General features: G+C 60.7%; 13 protein-coding genes. 8 read left to right on the top strand and 5 right to left on the bottom strand.

Features of this window, described 5'->3' with window-relative positions:
• Positions 1-6 precede the first annotated feature (6 nt).
• Together BMZ91_RS06905 and BMZ91_RS06900 are read right to left on the bottom strand one after the other, a co-directional pair.
• The gene (locus BMZ91_RS06905; RefSeq protein ID WP_245736232.1) at positions 7-696 is read right to left on the bottom strand and encodes a GntR family transcriptional regulator; all 690 of its coding nucleotides are present in this window, start codon (positions 694-696) and stop codon (positions 7-9) included.
• Positions 686-3,619, bottom strand: coding sequence for an FAD-binding and (Fe-S)-binding domain-containing protein (locus BMZ91_RS06900; protein WP_092836308.1), 2,934 nt, complete (start codon positions 3,617-3,619; stop codon positions 686-688). Before BMZ91_RS06900 ends, BMZ91_RS06905 begins: the two co-directional genes overlap by 11 nt.
• A gap of 122 nt (positions 3,620-3,741) precedes the next feature.
• Here BMZ91_RS06900 and BMZ91_RS06895 point away from each other — a divergent pair, with 122 nt between their 5' ends.
• The 7 genes from BMZ91_RS06895 to BMZ91_RS06865 all read left to right on the top strand — a co-directional run bounded on the left by BMZ91_RS06895 (position 3,742) and on the right by BMZ91_RS06865 (position 10,753).
• Positions 3,742-4,926, top strand: coding sequence for a pyridoxal-phosphate-dependent aminotransferase family protein (locus BMZ91_RS06895; protein WP_092836112.1), 1,185 nt, complete (start codon positions 3,742-3,744; stop codon positions 4,924-4,926).
• A 161-nt stretch (positions 4,927-5,087) separates the two neighbouring features.
• Complete coding sequence (locus tag BMZ91_RS06890) at positions 5,088-6,062, top strand: TRAP transporter substrate-binding protein (RefSeq protein ID WP_092836110.1); 975 nt, start codon at positions 5,088-5,090, stop codon at positions 6,060-6,062.
• A 128-nt stretch (positions 6,063-6,190) separates the two neighbouring features.
• Positions 6,191-6,742 carry a TRAP transporter small permease gene (locus BMZ91_RS06885; protein ID WP_092836108.1) on the top strand — a complete coding sequence of 184 codons (552 nt, stop codon included), beginning with the start codon at positions 6,191-6,193 and terminating at the stop codon, positions 6,740-6,742.
• The gene (locus tag BMZ91_RS06880; RefSeq protein WP_092836106.1) at positions 6,742-8,022 is read left to right on the top strand and encodes a TRAP transporter large permease; all 1,281 of its coding nucleotides are present in this window, start codon (positions 6,742-6,744) and stop codon (positions 8,020-8,022) included. The genes BMZ91_RS06885 and BMZ91_RS06880 overlap by 1 nt, the downstream gene beginning before the upstream one ends.
• Positions 8,023-8,031: 9 nt before the next feature.
• Positions 8,032-8,805 carry an enoyl-CoA hydratase gene (locus BMZ91_RS06875; protein ID WP_092836104.1) on the top strand — a complete coding sequence of 258 codons (774 nt, stop codon included), beginning with the start codon at positions 8,032-8,034 and terminating at the stop codon, positions 8,803-8,805.
• Complete coding sequence (locus tag BMZ91_RS06870) at positions 8,790-10,010, top strand: CaiB/BaiF CoA transferase family protein (protein ID WP_092836102.1); 1,221 nt, start codon at positions 8,790-8,792, stop codon at positions 10,008-10,010. Before BMZ91_RS06875 ends, BMZ91_RS06870 begins: the two co-directional genes overlap by 16 nt.
• On the top strand, positions 10,007-10,753 hold the full coding sequence (locus BMZ91_RS06865) for a 2-keto-4-pentenoate hydratase (RefSeq protein WP_092836100.1): 747 nt from the start codon (positions 10,007-10,009) through the stop codon (positions 10,751-10,753). Before BMZ91_RS06870 ends, BMZ91_RS06865 begins: the two co-directional genes overlap by 4 nt.
• Here BMZ91_RS06865 and BMZ91_RS06860 read toward each other — a convergent pair.
• Positions 10,745-11,299: a cupin domain-containing protein gene (locus BMZ91_RS06860; RefSeq protein WP_092836098.1), complete on the bottom strand. Its 555-nt coding sequence runs from the start codon at positions 11,297-11,299 to the stop codon at positions 10,745-10,747. The genes BMZ91_RS06865 and BMZ91_RS06860 overlap by 9 nt on opposite strands.
• Before the next feature lie 228 nt (positions 11,300-11,527).
• Here BMZ91_RS06860 and gabT point away from each other — a divergent pair, with 228 nt between their 5' ends.
• The gene (gene gabT, locus BMZ91_RS06855; RefSeq protein WP_177193806.1) at positions 11,528-12,931 is read left to right on the top strand and encodes a 4-aminobutyrate--2-oxoglutarate transaminase; all 1,404 of its coding nucleotides are present in this window, start codon (positions 11,528-11,530) and stop codon (positions 12,929-12,931) included.
• A 71-nt stretch (positions 12,932-13,002) separates the two neighbouring features.
• Here gabT and BMZ91_RS06850 read toward each other — a convergent pair whose 3' ends face one another.
• Both BMZ91_RS06850 and BMZ91_RS21410 read right to left on the bottom strand, forming a co-directional pair.
• Positions 13,003-14,616, bottom strand: a complete 1,614-nt coding sequence (locus tag BMZ91_RS06850; RefSeq protein WP_092836096.1) for an FMN-binding glutamate synthase family protein — start codon at positions 14,614-14,616, stop codon at positions 13,003-13,005.
• 167 nt (positions 14,617-14,783) lie between these two features.
• Complete coding sequence (locus BMZ91_RS21410) at positions 14,784-15,116, bottom strand: magnesium transporter MgtE N-terminal domain-containing protein (RefSeq protein ID WP_177193805.1); 333 nt, start codon at positions 15,114-15,116, stop codon at positions 14,784-14,786.
• Positions 15,117-15,214: the final 98 nt, after the last annotated feature.

The following is a 15,214-nucleotide window of genomic DNA, read 5'->3' as shown; positions in this document are numbered from 1 at the left end:
GCTGACCTAACCTTTGGCCGAGATCGAGGCGAGCTTTCTCAGAAGGTGCTCTTTCATCCGCTCTGCCGTGGTTGCGGCGTCACGGGCACAAAGCGCCTCGGCAATCGCCTCGTGTTCCTCGACCGCCGCGCGCCAACGCTCTGGCGTCAGGTTGGCCTGATAGCGCGCGCGCTGGACCCGATAGGCCAAAAGCTCGTGCGAGCGCAGCAGGGTTTCATTGTCCGCCGCCTGCAAAATCGCCTTGTGAATGGCCTGATTGATGCGGAAATAGGTCGGGCGGTCGGTTTCTTCATAAGAGCGGCGCAGCTGTTGTGTCATCTCCCTGATCTGGCTCAGGGTTTCATCGCTGGCGGCCGCCGTTGCCAATTCGCCGGCCAGCCCCTCTAGCGAGGCCAGAACGCGAAACACCTCGGCCAATTCGCTCTCGCTCTGGCGGGTGATGACGGCGCCGCGATGCGGAATGAGGTCAAGCAGGCCCTCGGCCGCCAGCACCTTGAGCGCCTCGCGCAAGGGCGTGCGCGACACGCCGAATTGTTCGGTCAAAAGCTTTTCATTGATCTTTCCGCCGGGCTCCAACTGACCCTCAAGGATCATCTGGCGCAGCCGGTTGGTGATCTCGACAGCCAAGGCCGTGCGTCCGATCGGGTCTGGTTTCAACTCGGACATCACCGGGGCCTCTTGGGGGTCATTGCGCATGGTCTTGGCCCTTTTCTAGAGTATTTTGCGAGGCTCTGTCGAAAACTTCCGCAATATGCAAGGCCCTGCGCCCGGTTCCGTCGGCAATCTGGTGGCGGCAAGAGGTGCCATTGGCGACCACAAGATCATCCGGCGCGGCGGCGCGCACGGCGGGCAAGAGCGATAGCTCACCCATGCGGATCGACACATCGTAGGTGTCCGCGCCATAGCCAAAGGCGCCGGCCATGCCACAGCAACTGCTTTCAATGTTCTGAGCTGCAAGCCCCGGCACAAGATCGAGCGCAGCCGCCATATCGCCCATGATCCCGGCGGATTTTTGATGGCAATGGCCATGCACATGCGCGCCCTGGCCGGTGTCTTGCATCGGCAGATCAAAGCGCCCGGCCTTTGCCTCTCGCGCCACGAATTCCTCAAACAGAAACGCGTTTTGCGACAAGGCGCGGGCGTCTTCGCCGGGCAAAAGCGTGAGGAACTCGTCGCGCAGCGTCAACAGGCAAGAGGGTTCCAGCCCGACAATCGGCGTGCCCGCGCGCACATGCGGCATCAGGGCGTCAAGCGTGCGCCGCGCCTCGGCGCGGGCTTGATCAATCATACCCGCCGCCAGATAGGTGCGCCCGCAACAGAGCGGGCGACCGGGGGCCGTGGCGGTGATCACGTCGTATCCCGCGCGGCTTAGAACCCGCAGGGCGGCGCGCGGAATGCCTGGCTCCATCCAGCGATTGAACGTGTCGGTGAACAGGATCACCTTACCGGCCTTGCCGCTTGTCGGGGTCTGTTTCACCTCGCTGTCACGAAAGAAATCACCACGAAACAAGGGCAGGCTTCGCGCCGCCGCAAGCCCAAGCAGCTTTTCCCCCAAGCGTGCCAGAACCGGCACACGGTTGCGCAGGGCAATCAGGCCACGCAAGGCCACCGCAAGGCGCGCATAGCGGGGCATTTCAGCGATCAGACGTTCGCGGGTGCCATAGCCAAGTTTCTGGCCGCGTTGATAGAGAACCTCGGTTTTCATCTTGGCCATATCCACCCCGGTGGGGCATTCGCGCTTGCAGGCCTTGCAACCCACGCACAGCTTTAGCGTTTCGGCCATATCTTGCGAAAACAACGCGTCCTTGCCCAACCGCCCCGAAAGCGCAAGGCGCAGGGTGTTGGCGCGCCCGCGGGTCACGTCACGCTCGTCGCGGGTCACGCGATAGCTCGGGCACATGGCGCCCCCGGCCAGTTTGCGACAGGCGCCGTTGTTGTTGCACATCTCGACCGCGCCCTGAAAACCACCGCCTGCGCCGGTCCAGTCGGACCAGTCATGCCCGGTCTTGAGGTCGTCGAACGCATAGCCCGGCGGGTAGCGCATCAGGCTTCGGTCATCCATTTTCGGCGCATGCACGATCTTGCCGGGGTTGAGGCGCGCGCCCGGATCGAACGCCGCCTTCACCTCTTCAAAGGCACCTAGAATGCGCGGCCCAAACATGGGCCCGTGAAATTCGGATCGCACGATGCCATCACCATGCTCGCCGGAATGCGAGCCCTTGTAGTCGCGCACCATCTCGAACGCCGCCTCGGCGATCTCGCGCATGGCGCGCACGTCTTTTTCAAGCTTGAGGTTCAGGACCGGGCGGACATGCAAACAGCCCTCGGAGGCATGGGCATACCACGTGCCGGTCGTGTCATGTTCATGGAACACCTCGGTCAGGCGGTCGGTGTAATCGGCCAGATGATCGAGCGGCACGGCGCAGTCCTCAACAAAGGACACCGGCTTGCCCGCCTCTTTCATCGACATCATGATATTGAGGCCGGCCTTGCGCAGCTCGCCGATATCGGCGGCAAGACCCATATCCCAGACCTCGACAACGCCGCCCTCATGCGGGCCGCCCTTGCCAAAGCAAAACCCGAGATCGGCCATGGTATCGGCAAGGCGGCGCATGTTTTCTTCGTTCTCACCGGGGCTATCGGCAAACTCTATGAACAGCATCGCGGCGGGGGTGCCGCGTACGAAAGCCTCTAGCGTTTTGGCATAGATCGGGATCGAGCGGGCAAGGTCGATCATCGTCGAATCGACAAGCTCGACCGAGGTCGGCCCAAGTGCCACAAGCGGTTTCGCGGCCTCCATCGCGGCGCGGAACGTCGGGAAATGGCAAACGCCCATGACGCGGGTTTTAGAGGGCAGGGGCGACAGCTTGATTTCGATCGCGGTTGAAATCGCAAGCGTTCCCTCGGAGCCGATCAACAGATGCGCAAGATTGATAGGAGCATCGCCGGGCACAAGCGCGTCGATGTTATAGCCACCAACCCGGCGCTGTACCTTGGGGAAGCGCGCGGCGATTTCGCCCGCCTCGCGCGCGCCAAGATCAAGCATTTGCCGCAACAAAGGCTCGGGTACGCGATTGCCCGAACCGGGGCCAAAATCAAACGCGGTGCCATCGGCCAAAAGCCCCTCGATGCGCGCCACATTATCACGCGTGGTGCCATAACGAAGCGAGCGAGAGCCGCAGGAATTATTGCCCACCATCCCGCCAATCGTGGCGCGCGAGGCGGTTGATACATCGACCGGAAACCATAACCCATGCGGCTTGAGCGCGCGATTGAGATCATCGAGAACGATCCCCGGTTCGACCACGGCACGCCGCCCTGCGACATCAAGCTCGATGATCCGGTTGAGGTATTTCGAGCAATCCACGATCAGCCCGGAATTCACCGTTTGCCCGCATTGCGAGGTGCCCCCGCCGCGCATGGTCAGCGGTATATCGGCCTCGCGTGCGGCTTCTAATGCGGCGGCGACATCGCCCGCGCTTTTGGCGATGACTACGCCGGCGGGCATGATCTGATAGATCGAGGCATCGGTCGCATAGCGCCCGGTCGTGAAGGCATCGAACCGGGTTTCGCCCTCGATATCGCGCGACAATCGAGAGCGTATGTTTTCATCCAGCATGCGGCGCGACCCTTCAAAAATTTTTTCGATACTTCTTGACATAATATTGAATTCAGAATTCAATTCAACAAAATTCCCTCGCTTTTTATCGCGAGGTGTTCCGTATCGGGGAGAGGAAAACCATGACTGCCGGACGCCACTTTTTGCAAATTCCAGGGCCTTCCAATGTGCCCGACCGTATTCTGCGCGCGATGGATTACCCAACCATGGACCATCGCGGCCCTGCCTTTGCCGATGTCGGCCGCAAGGCGCTTGAAGGGATGAAGACGATCTTCAAGACCGAGGCAAGGGTGGTGATTTACCCGGCATCGGGCACCGGCGCCTGGGAGGCCGCCTTGGTCAACACCCTTTCGCCGGGTGATACGGTCTTGATGTATGAAACCGGTCATTTCGCGACGCTGTGGAAATCGCTGGCGCAAAAACTTGACCTCAACCCGGTCTTTATCGAAAGCGACTGGCGCGCCGGGGCCGACGCGGCGGCGATTGAAGAGCGCCTGCGCGCGGACAAGGGCCATGAGATCAAGGCGGTCTGCGTGGTGCACAATGAAACCTCGACCGGCTCTGTCACGCAGGTAGATCAGGTGCGCCGCGCGATGGATGCGGCGGGCCATCCGGCGCTGCTTATGGCCGATACGATTTCGTCACTGGCCTCGATTGACTTCAGGCATGATGAATGGGGTGTCGATGTTACGGTTGCGGGATCGCAAAAGGGGCTGATGCTGCCGCCTGGATTGTCATTCAACGCCATCAGCGACAAGGCGATGAAGGCCTCTGAATCCGCGCGGCTTACACGCTCGTACTGGAGCTGGGCGGACATGGCGGGGCCGAATGACAACGGGTATTTCCCCTTCACCCCGGCGACCAACCTGCTTTACGGTCTCAACGAGGCGCTTGATATGCTGCATGAAGAGGGGCTGGAAAATGTCTTTGCGCGCCATCAACGCCACGCCGCCGCGACCCGCGCCGCAGTGGAGACTTGGGGGCTTGAGATCCTATGTAACGTCCCCGAGCACCACTCGCCTGTTCTTACGGCGGTCTTGATGCCCGAGGGGCATTCGGCCGATAATTTCCGCGCCGTTACCCTGCGCAATTATGACATGTCCCTGGGCAGTGGCCTGTCAAAGGTTGCCGACCGGGTATTTCGCATCGGGCATCTTGGGGATTTCAACGATCTTACGTTGTGTGGCACACTGTCGGGCGTCGAGATGGGTTTGCGCGACGCGGGCGTTCCGTACAAAGCCGGCGGCGTACAGGCCGCGCTTGAAGTTCTGGGGCAGAAATTCAACGGTGCCCGTGCCGCGGCCTGAGCCCGTAACAAACGGCCAACGCGGGAGGAGGAGCCCGCGTTGGCCAAAGTCGGTAAAACCTAACGAGATTCAAGACCACCATCGCGCGGCACGATTGATAAGAAGGTAAAGCGCCCAACCGCATCAGCCGCGCATCATTCAGATATCCAGGGAGGATCAAAATGAAAAAGACACTTATTGCAACCGCTGTGGCCTCGATGATTGCCATGCCGGCGATGGCCGCTGATGTCACCATGAAATTTGGCCATGTCGGCGCGCCCGGTTCACTGTTCGAGGCGACGGCCAATAATTTCGCCGCCTGTGTCGGCGACAAATCCGGCGGCAAGATCGAGGTTCAGACCTTTGGCTCGTCACAGCTTGGCAAGGACAAGGAGCTGTTGCAAAAGCTCAAACTGGGGCAGGTCGATTTTGCCCTGCCGTCTTCGGTGATGTCCTCGGTCAGCGATGTGTTCGGCGTCTTCGAGATGCCCTATATCATCAAGGATCGTGACCATATGCGCCGCGTGCAAGGCGCGATGATGGACAAATTCCAAGGCGCGGCAAACGACAATGGCTATCACATTGTCGGCTTGGCCGAGAACGGGTTTCGCCACATCACCAATAACACCCGCCCGATCAACAAACCCGAGGATCTGCAAGGCATCAAGCTGCGCACCCCGAACGGCGCATGGCGCGTGAAGATGTTCCAGCAATACGGTGCAAACCCCACGCCGATGTCGTTTTCCGATGTGTTCACCGCGCTGCAAACCGGCGTGATCGACGGCCAGGAAAACCCCTATGCGCAAATCGCCTCGGCCAAGTTTCAGGAGGTGCAAAAATACCTCTCGATCACCGGTCATGTCTATACGCCAGCGTATGTTTTGAGCTCTGCCAAGACATTCGGCAAGCAATCCCCCGAGGTGCAGGCGATGCTGACCGAGTGTGGCAACGACACCCAGACGTTTACCTATGAAAAGGCGGCGCAGCTCGAAACCGAGCTTTTGGCCGTGATCAAGGATGCCGGTGTCGAGGTGAACGAGGCCGACAAGGCCGCCTTCATCGAAGCCTCCAAGCCGATCTATGAAGGCTTTGCCGCCGAGGTCGAGGGTGGTCAGGACTTGATCGACACCGTCATGGGCCTTGCTCAGTCGAGCTAAGCCCCGGTGATTGTCGGCGGCCCCGCTGCGGGCCGCCGATCCTCTGTTTCCAAAGATCAGACACCCCGGAGCATCCTGTCGCCCGCCTTGGGCAGGCGCTGTTCCAATGCATGTAAAAGAAGGCCCCCATGACTGCTCTGTCACGCGCCAATCGTTTCCTAAGCCGCATTCTTGAAAGCATCACGATCCTGTTGATGATCGGTCTGACCGTCATCGTGATCTTCGCCGTTCTGGCCCGTCTTATGGGGCAGAGTTTTTCTTGGTACGATGAGGTTGCCGCGATCATGCTGGCGTGGATCACCTATTATGGTTCGGCGCTTGCGGCGCTGCATCGTCGCCACATCGGGTTTGATACGGTGTTGCTTGCCATGCCCCCGAACCTGCGGCTTGCCGCGATGTTGCTCGCCGAAGCGTCTGTGCTGGTGTTCTTTGTGCTGATGGCGCGGGCGGGGCTTCAGGTGCTTGAGGTGCTTGAGGGCGACATGCTTGTGTCGCTCACCTGGGTGCCGGTGCAATTCACCCAATCGGTGATCCCCATCGGGGCCAGCCTGTTTATCGTCTGCCAATTGCTGAGCCTGCCGGAGTACTGGGCGAAAACGGCGCAGGGCATTTCGCTTGAACATGCCGAAATCGAAGAAGAGGTCGAGACCGAACTTCACAAGAACAAGGATCGCGTCTGATGCTTATGCTGGCTATTTTTATTGCCCTCGTGGTGATGATCTGCATCAATGTGCCGATCGCCGTGGCCCTGGCCATGTCTGGGGTGCTGGGCCTGTTGGTAACTGAAGGGCCCGATAGCCTGGTGACCATCGCTCTTGACATGTATGACGGATCGACCAAGTTTTCGCTGATTGCAATTCCGATGTTCGTGCTCGCCGGGGCGATCATGAATGCCGGCGGCATCACCGACCGGCTTATCAATTTCGTTTCGGCGATCGTCGGCTTTGTGCGCGGCGGCCTGGCGATGGTGAATATCGGTGTCTCGCTGTTCTTTGCGGAAATCTCCGGCTCTGCGGTGGCCGATGTGGCGGCGATGGGCTCAATCCTGATCCCGCAGATGAAAAAGCGCGGCTATTCCAAGGAACTTTCGGCGGCGGTCACATCGTCCTCGGCGTCGCTGGCGATCATCATCCCGCCGTCGATCCCGATGATCCTTTACGCGGCCTCGGCCAATACCTCGGTCGAACAGCTTTTCGTGGCCGGCGTGGTGCCGGGCCTGTTGGGGGCGGCGGGATTGATGCTGGTCGCCTATATCTTTGCGCGCCGCTACAACCTGCCGACCGAAGAGGCGTTCAACATGCCGCGCCTGCGCGAGACTTTCGTTGACGCCCTGCCGGCCTTTAGTCTTCCGGTGATCATCCTTGGCGGCATCTTTGGCGGCTTTGTCACCGCGACCGAAGGCGCGGGCCTTGCCGTGATCGCCGCGCTAGTGGTGTCGGCCTGGTATCGCAACCTTGACATTGGCCACCTGCGCCGCGCGATGCTTGATGGCGGCATGCAGACCGCCGTTGTGATGCTTCTGGTGGCGGCCTCGGTTCTGATGGGCGGCTTTCTGACCCGTGCGCAGATCCCGCAGGAGCTTGCCAATGGCATTCTGTCGATCACCGACAAGCAATGGGCGATCCTGTTGATCCTCAACTTTTTCTTTCTGATCATCGGGTTTTTCCTGCACTCAGCGGCGGCGATCATCCTTGTGGTGCCGATTGTCATTCCGCTGATCACCGCCGCAGGCATTGATCCGGTGCATTTCGGGCTTGTGGTCACGCTGAACCTTGCCATCGGTCAACAGACCCCGCCGGTGGCCTCGGTTCTGATCACGTCATGTGCGGTGGCGCGGGCCAATATCTGGGAGGTGTCCAAGGTCAATATCTGGTTCGTGATGGTGCTCTTGGCGGTTCTGATGCTCTGCACCTATGTGCCCTCTGTGCCGCTCTTCCTGGTTGAATATTTCTACAGATAAGGCAGCAATATGACCGACCTGACGCATGAAATCCGCGACGCGACGCTGTGGATCACCTTTAACCGACCACAGGCGCGCAATGCGCTGACCTTTGAGATGTACGAAGGGCTGGCCGATCTCTGTCGTGGCGTGCCGACAGACGGAAGCCTGCGTGCCGTGGTCATCTCGGGGGCCGGCGGGCGCGCCTTTGCGGCGGGCACCGACATGACCCAGTTTCGGGCCTTTGATAAGGCGCAGGATGCGCTGGATTACGAGGCAAAGATTGGCGCGGTGCTTGAGGCGGTTGAACGCTGCCCGCTGCCGACGGTGGCGGCGCTGAACGGCGCCTGTACCGGGGGCGGGGCGGCGATTGCGGCGGCCTGCGATATCCGCATCGCAAGTGCCAGCCTCAAGTTTGGCTTTCCGATCGCGCGCACTCTTGGCAATTGCCTTGCGGCCGCCAATCTTGCGCGGCTCTCGGCGCTGATGGGGGCGGGCCGTGTGCGCGAGATGATCTTTACCGCGCGGCTATTGGGCGCCGATGAGGCGCAGGCCTGTGGCCTTGTCACCGAAGTGCTTGAGGATGAGGCCGCCCTTATGGCGCGGGCCGAAGAGCTTGCGCAGACACTAGGCCGGATGGCGCCGCTGACCCTGCGCGCCACCAAAGAGGCGATGCGCCGTGTCGGTATTGCTGCCACCGTTGAAGACGCCGACCTGATCGAGATGTGTTACATGAGCGACGATTTCCGCCACGGAATGGAGGCGTTCCTAGCCAAGGAGGCCCCGAAATGGACGGGCAAATAACCCCCGAAACCACCGGCCCGCTGGCGGGCATGAAGGTGGTCGAACTCGCGCATATCATGGCCGGGCCGGTCTGTGGCCTGATGCTGGCCGATATGGGGGCCGATGTGATCAAGGTCGAAAAACCCGACGGCGATGACAGCCGCCGCTTTGTACCCCCCGCCATCGAGGGGGAATCGGCGGCCTATATGATGATGAACCGCAACAAGCGCGGCATTGCCCTCAACCTCAAACAACCGGATGGGGTGGCGGCGCTGCATCGGCTGCTGAAAGAGGCCGACGTGGTGATCGAAAATTATCGCATGGGCACGATGGAGCGATTGGGCCTTGGCTACGCTGACCTGCGCGCGATCAATCCACGGCTGATTTATTGCGAGATTTCCGGCTTTGGCCGTACGGGCCCGTATGCGAATCGCGGCGGTTTTGATCTTATCGCGCAGGGCATGTCAGGCCTGATGTCGATCACCGGCGAGGGGCCGGGCCGCCCGCCGGTCAAACCCGGCGCGCCGATTTCCGATATCACGGCGGGGATCATCGCCGCCATGGGCGTCTCGGCGGCCTATGCGCGGATGTTGCAAACCGGCGAGGGCCAAAAGGTCGATACCTCGCTGTTCGAGGCGGCAATTACCCAGACCTATTGGCAATCGGCCATCGCCTTTGCCACCGGCACGGCGCCCGGCCCGCTTGGCTCGGCGCATCCGCTGAATGCGCCCTATCAGTCGTTTCGCACCTCTGACGGCTGGGTCAATGTGGGCGCCGCCAATCAACGCAACTGGGAACGGTTTCTTGAGGTGATCGGCGCGTCAGAGCTTGGCCATGACCCGCGCTTTGCCACCAATCAGGACCGGATGCAAAACCTGCACGCCCTCGAAGGCATCCTGAACGACAGGCTTGGCCATGAAACAACCCAGGTCTGGCTTGACCGGATGGAGGCGGCGGGCCTGCCCGCCGGGCCGGTGCTGGATATTCTGCAAATGCACGATGATCCGCAAACCCGCGCCCGTGACATGATTGTCGACGTGGCGCACCCCAAAGCGGGGAGCGTTGAGACCCTCGGCCACCCGATCAAGTTCAGCGACACCCCCGCCAGCATCCGCCGCGCCGCGCCGGTTCTGGGTCAGCACAGCCGCGAGGTTCTGGCCGAGGCAGGCTATGACAGTGCCGCTATTGACGCGATGATTGCGGCTGGTGCGGTGATCGCCGCATGAGCGATCCGCTGATCGCCCTGTTGCACGCCGCACGGGCCGGTGGCCCGAGACTGCCTGACAGGGCAGGTGAGGGGCTGACCCGCGCGCGTGTCTTTGCCGTGCAAGAGGCGCTTGCCGCAGATCTCGGCCCGGTCGGTGGTTTCAAGGTGGCCTGCCCGCCGGATGCCCCCATCGTGATCGCGCCGATCTATGCCAGCGATATCCATGCAAGCCCCGCAACCCTGACCTTGCCCCCCGCGGAAGAGGTCGGGGTCGAGCTTGAATATGGCTTTCGGGTGATCGCGCCGCTGCCGGATCGCGACGCACCGGATTTTGCCGGGCAAATGCGCGCCTCTGTCGAATTGCTGCCGGTGTTCGAACTGGTGCAAAGCCGTCTGGAAAACCCCAAAGGTGCCGACCCGCTGTTGAAGATGCTCGACAATCAGCTGAACGGTGCGGTGGTCTTTGGCCCGCCCATTCGCGACTGGCAGAGCATTGATGTGACGCAGGCCGCGGCGGATCTGAGCATTGGTGACAAGGTGCATCTGAGCGGGGCGGCGCGGGTGCCGGGCGGCGATGCCTTTGCCACCCTGTGCAAGCTTGCCCATGCAATCGGCAATCATTGTGGCGGCTTGCAGCCCGGTCAACTCGTTATAACCGGATCGCTGAACGGTCTGCCCTGGGTCACGCCGGGATGTGTCGCCAAGGGCGAGATTGCCGGGCTCGGGGCTGTTGAGATGACCCTTCGCGCCGGATCAGAATGACGGCGGCGTACAGGCGCTGATGATCTTGCAGACCTCGCTGCCGGTGTTGCGAAACCGATGCGGCAGGCGGCTGTCGAAGAGATAGCCATCGCCGGGATGTAGCACCCTGACCTGATCCTCGACGGTGATTTCAATCTGGCCTTGGGTGACGATGCCCGCCTCTTCGCCAATATGGCTGATCAGTTCCGGCCCGGTGTCGGCATTGGGCGGATAGGTCTCATCCAGGATTTGCAGGGCATGGGTGCTGGCATTGCCAAGCTGGCGCAACGAAACTGCCGTCTGGCCCGATTGCGGCGCGATCTCGGTGAATTCATCGGGGCGGTAGAAATATTTGCTGTCTCTGGTTTCTTCAATCGTGGCAAAAAATTCCGCGATACTCATGGGAATCGCATCCAGAAGACTTTTGAGAGATGCCACAGAGGGGCTGGTCTTGTTCTGCTCGATCAGGGAAATTGTACCATTGGTCAGGCCCGCACGTGCGGCAAGTTCCCGCTGAGACAGACCGCGTGCTTTGCGGATTTCCTGAAGCCTGTTGCCGATGTCCACGTTTATTTCCTTTTGTGCTTTCGGAATAATCTATTGCGAGAACAATGTAGTACACGCAACCCTGCGCCGTAAGCCAGTTTAGACCCAAACGCGATGATTTACTCCTATTTGTCGCAGAGTGATAATGGCTTGGTGAAAACGGGATTGACAGGTAAATTAAACGTATTATGAGAATTTTAAACACAGCCCGGATGGGACAGGTGTTCGTCTGAACAAGGAGACATTGATATGTCCAATACCGTAAAGAAAAAGCCCCGCAAGGCGGCGGCCAAGCCCAAGACCAACATTTCGGTCGTGCCGGATGTTGCGGTTGACGTGGTGGCCTCGGTTGGCGCGCAAAACAATGCCGCGCTGCTCAAGCGTCGCGAGGCGGCTGTGGCACGTGGTGTGGTGTCTGCCGCGCCGGTCTTTGCGAGCCATGCCGAAAACGCCGAGCTGTGGGATGTCGAGGGCAACCGCTATGTCGATTTCGCCGGCGGGATTGCCGTGCTCAACACCGGGCATCGTCACCCCAAGGTGATCGCCGCCGCCAAGGCGCAGGAAGATCACTATACCCATACCAGCTTTCAGGTTGTGCCCTACGAACCCTATGTCGCCCTGGCCGAGAAACTGAACGATCTGGCCCCCGGCGATCACGCGAAGAAATCGCTATTGGTCACCACCGGCGCCGAAGCGGTTGAAAACGCGGTCAAGATTGCCCGCGCCGCCACCGGGCGCCCGGGCGTTATCGCCTTTACCGGCGGCTATCATGGTCGCACCTTGCTGACGCTTGGCATGACAGGCAAGATCTCTCCCTACAAGAAAGATGTGGGCCCGTTCCCCTCGGATATCTTCCGCGCGCCGTTCCCGAGCGTTCGCGATGGCATCACCGTGCAGGATGCCCTGACCGGGTTGCAGAACCTGTTCCTGACCGATGCACAGCCCGAGCGGATTGCCGCGATCATCATCGAGCCGGTGTTGGGCGAGGGTGGCTATACGCCGGTGCCGTTTGAAATGATGCAGGCCCTGCGCGAGATCTGTGACACCCATGGCATCATGCTGATCGCTGACGAAATTCAGGCAGGGTTCGGGCGTACCGGCACCTGGTTCGCGGTTGAACATTCGGGCGTTGTGCCGGATCTGATTACCGTCGCCAAATCCATGGCTGGCGGCTATCCGATTGCCGGCGTGATTGGCCGCGCCGAGGTGATGGATGCGGTCATCCCCGGTGGCCTGGGTGGCACATATGGCGGCAACCCTGTCGCCTGTGCAGCAGCACTCGCCGCGATTGAAGCCATCGAAGAAGAAGGCCTTCTGGCGCGCTCGACCGAGCTTGGCGAGCATTTCCGCGCCCGCTTTGCCGAGATCGGCGCCCGCGTCGCGCCCTATCGCATGTGGGATATTCGCGGCCTTGGCGCCATGCTGGCGGTCGAATTCGTGACCGATTTCGACAGTGCAACGCCCGATGCCGCGCTGACCAAGGCGGTGGTCGCGCATGCGCTCAAACGCGGGCTGATCCTGCTGGCTTGCGGCATGCACGGCAACGCGCTCCGGATCATGGTGCCGCTGACCGCCTCGGATGCGATCATCGAAGAGGGCCTCGCGATTTTCGAAGCCGCCCTGATCGACGCGATGGCCGAACTGCAAGGCTAAGCCAGATTACAATGTCAAAAAGGGGCGGGCGGTTGCCTGCCCCTTTTTTATGCCTGTGCATCGGCGCTGGATCAGTCGATTGGTGCGAACTGCTCTGCCTGGGCGCGGTCCCACCGGGTGCGATAGCCGCCCGGATCCGCCTTGCCCTCTTTGAGCAAGAACCCGTTAGGCAGTAGCGCAAAGGCTTCATCGCCGGTGACCATCTGCGCATCGCTTTGCCGGATCATCAGGTGACGCGGCAGAAATTCGCCGGGACTGGACAGGCCGGCCGCGCCGGTCATTTCACCCAGGGCCGCCAGCGTATTACGGTGAAAGCTTGCGACCCGCTTGCTTTTGCCGACCGGATCCAGCGCGCGTTGGCGCATCGGGTCTTGTGTCGCGACCCCGACAGGACAGTGGTTGGTGTGACAGGCCTGCGCCTGAATACAGCCGATGGCAAACATGTAACCGCGCGCCGAATTGCACCAATCGGCCCCAAGCGCGAGGGCGCGGGCGATGTCGAAGGCCGAAACGATCTTGCCCGCCGCCCCAATCTTGACCTGATCGCGCAGACCCGCACCGCGCAAAGTGTTGTGCACAAAGGTAAGCCCCTCGACCATCGGCATGCCGATGTGATTGGCAAATTCCAGCGGTGCGGCGCCGGTGCCCCCTTCGGTGCCGTCAACAACAATGAAATCCGGGGTGAACCTGGTTTCGATCATCGCCTTGACCATGCACATGAATTCGCGCCGGTGACCGATGCAAAGCTTGAACCCCACCGGCTTGCCGCCCGAGCGATCGCGCAGAAGCTTGAGGAACTGCATCATCTCGATCGGCGTGGAAAAGGCGGAATGCGAAGCCGGTGATACGCAATCCTGGCCCATCGGTACGCCGCGCGCCTCGGCGATCTCGGGGCTGATCTTGGAGGCGGGCAACATGCCGCCATGGCCGGGCTTGGCGCCCTGGCTCAGTTTCAGCTCGATCATCTTGATCTGTGGGCTGGCCGATTGTTCGGCGAACCTGTCCGCGTTGAAGCTGCCATCGTCGTTGCGACAGCCGAAATAACCCGAGCCGACCTCGTAGATCAGATCGCCGCCGCCCTCGCGGTGATAACGACTTACCCCGCCCTCACCGGTGTCATGGGCAAAACCGCCGATCCTGGCGCCGGTGTTCAGCGCAAGAATCGCATTGGCCGAGAGCGCGCCAAAACTCATCGCCGAGATGTTGTAGATCGAGGCATCATAAGGCTGGGCACAGTCATCGCCGCCAATGCGCACGCGAAAATCGGTATCCGCAAGATGCTTTGGCATCACCGAATGCGTGACCCAGGAATAACCCGCATCATAGACCCGCATCCGCGTGCCAAACGGGCGCTTGTCCTCCATCCCCTTGGCGCGCTGATAGACAAGCGAGCGGGCATCGCGGCTAAAGGGTTCTTCGTCCTGATCGCTTTCGATCAGGTACTGGCGAATTTCGGGGCGGATGCCCTCGAACAAAAACCGCATATGCCCGATCACCGGATAATTGCGCAGGATCGAATGGCTGTTCTGGGTCACATCCAGGATACCAAGCGCCGTCAGCCCGGCGAAAAACGCCAGCGGGATCAGCATCCAGACCGACCAGAAAAGGCCAATGAGGGACACGACCGCCAATAACCCTGACAGCGCAAAAGCTGCAAAGCGCCCCATTTCATTCAACTTCTGCATATGGTTGTCCTTTCACGTTCTGCGAATCTTTACGACGGCACGTCTGAATTTTTGCCTCATTGCACCAACAAGGGCATCATGAGCGACGCGAGGCTGAGAACCAAAAAGAATCCGGCCATATCGGTGATTATTCTCAAAAGCGGGCCGCTGGAGACCGCCGGGTCTTGTCACACACGCTTGAGACGCAGCGGCACCACGCCAACTGTCTGGTTTGGACGAAACTGAAAGGCATTCGCCAGCATCAGACCACCGGCGGTTCCGGCGTCATATTCGGCCAGACGGCGCACCCGAGCGGCGTCTTTCGGAACAAGCCCGGCCAGAATCGCATCGGCCTGAGCGTCAGAATCAAGGTCGTCGAAAATTTCAACCGCTTTGGCCGTTTCCTGGCTTACGATCATTTCACCGGCAAGTTCGGGCGGGGCTTCGTCAATCAGCTGCGAGGTCAGTTCAGGCGAGAGCAAGGCGATCGGCGCATCGCGCCCTGCGGGCGAAAACGACAAGACCTCGTGCAGGGCTTCGCTTAAGGCTACACTGTCAAGAAGCGTATCAAGCCGGGCACCGTCAGCGGCATCAAGGGCGGCTCTAACGTCTTATTAAA

It is taken from the genome of Roseovarius lutimaris (assembly GCF_900115165.1).
Taxonomy (GTDB): domain Bacteria; phylum Pseudomonadota; class Alphaproteobacteria; order Rhodobacterales; family Rhodobacteraceae; genus Roseovarius; species Roseovarius lutimaris.
The sequence above is the reverse complement of the archived record's forward strand: the minus strand, read 5'-3'. Positions and strand labels throughout refer to the sequence as shown.

Coding starts and splice junctions, on each gene's coding strand:
- BMZ91_RS06905 (WP_245736232.1), bottom strand. CDS start 696: ATGCGCAATGACCCCCAAGAGGCCCCGGTGATGTCCGAGTTGAAACCA.
- BMZ91_RS06850 (WP_092836096.1), bottom strand. CDS start 14,616: ATGCAGAAGTTGAATGAAATGGGGCGCTTTGCAGCTTTTGCGCTGTCA.
- BMZ91_RS06895 (WP_092836112.1), top strand. CDS start 3,742: ATGACTGCCGGACGCCACTTTTTGCAAATTCCAGGGCCTTCCAATGTG.
- BMZ91_RS06870 (WP_092836102.1), top strand. CDS start 8,790: ATGGACGGGCAAATAACCCCCGAAACCACCGGCCCGCTGGCGGGCATG.
- BMZ91_RS06875 (WP_092836104.1), top strand. CDS start 8,032: ATGACCGACCTGACGCATGAAATCCGCGACGCGACGCTGTGGATCACC.
- BMZ91_RS06880 (WP_092836106.1), top strand. CDS start 6,742: ATGCTTATGCTGGCTATTTTTATTGCCCTCGTGGTGATGATCTGCATC.
- BMZ91_RS06890 (WP_092836110.1), top strand. CDS start 5,088: ATGAAAAAGACACTTATTGCAACCGCTGTGGCCTCGATGATTGCCATG.
- BMZ91_RS06865 (WP_092836100.1), top strand. CDS start 10,007: ATGAGCGATCCGCTGATCGCCCTGTTGCACGCCGCACGGGCCGGTGGC.
- BMZ91_RS06900 (WP_092836308.1), bottom strand. CDS start 3,619: ATGCTGGATGAAAACATACGCTCTCGATTGTCGCGCGATATCGAGGGC.
- BMZ91_RS06885 (WP_092836108.1), top strand. CDS start 6,191: ATGACTGCTCTGTCACGCGCCAATCGTTTCCTAAGCCGCATTCTTGAA.
- gabT (WP_177193806.1), top strand. CDS start 11,528: ATGTCCAATACCGTAAAGAAAAAGCCCCGCAAGGCGGCGGCCAAGCCC.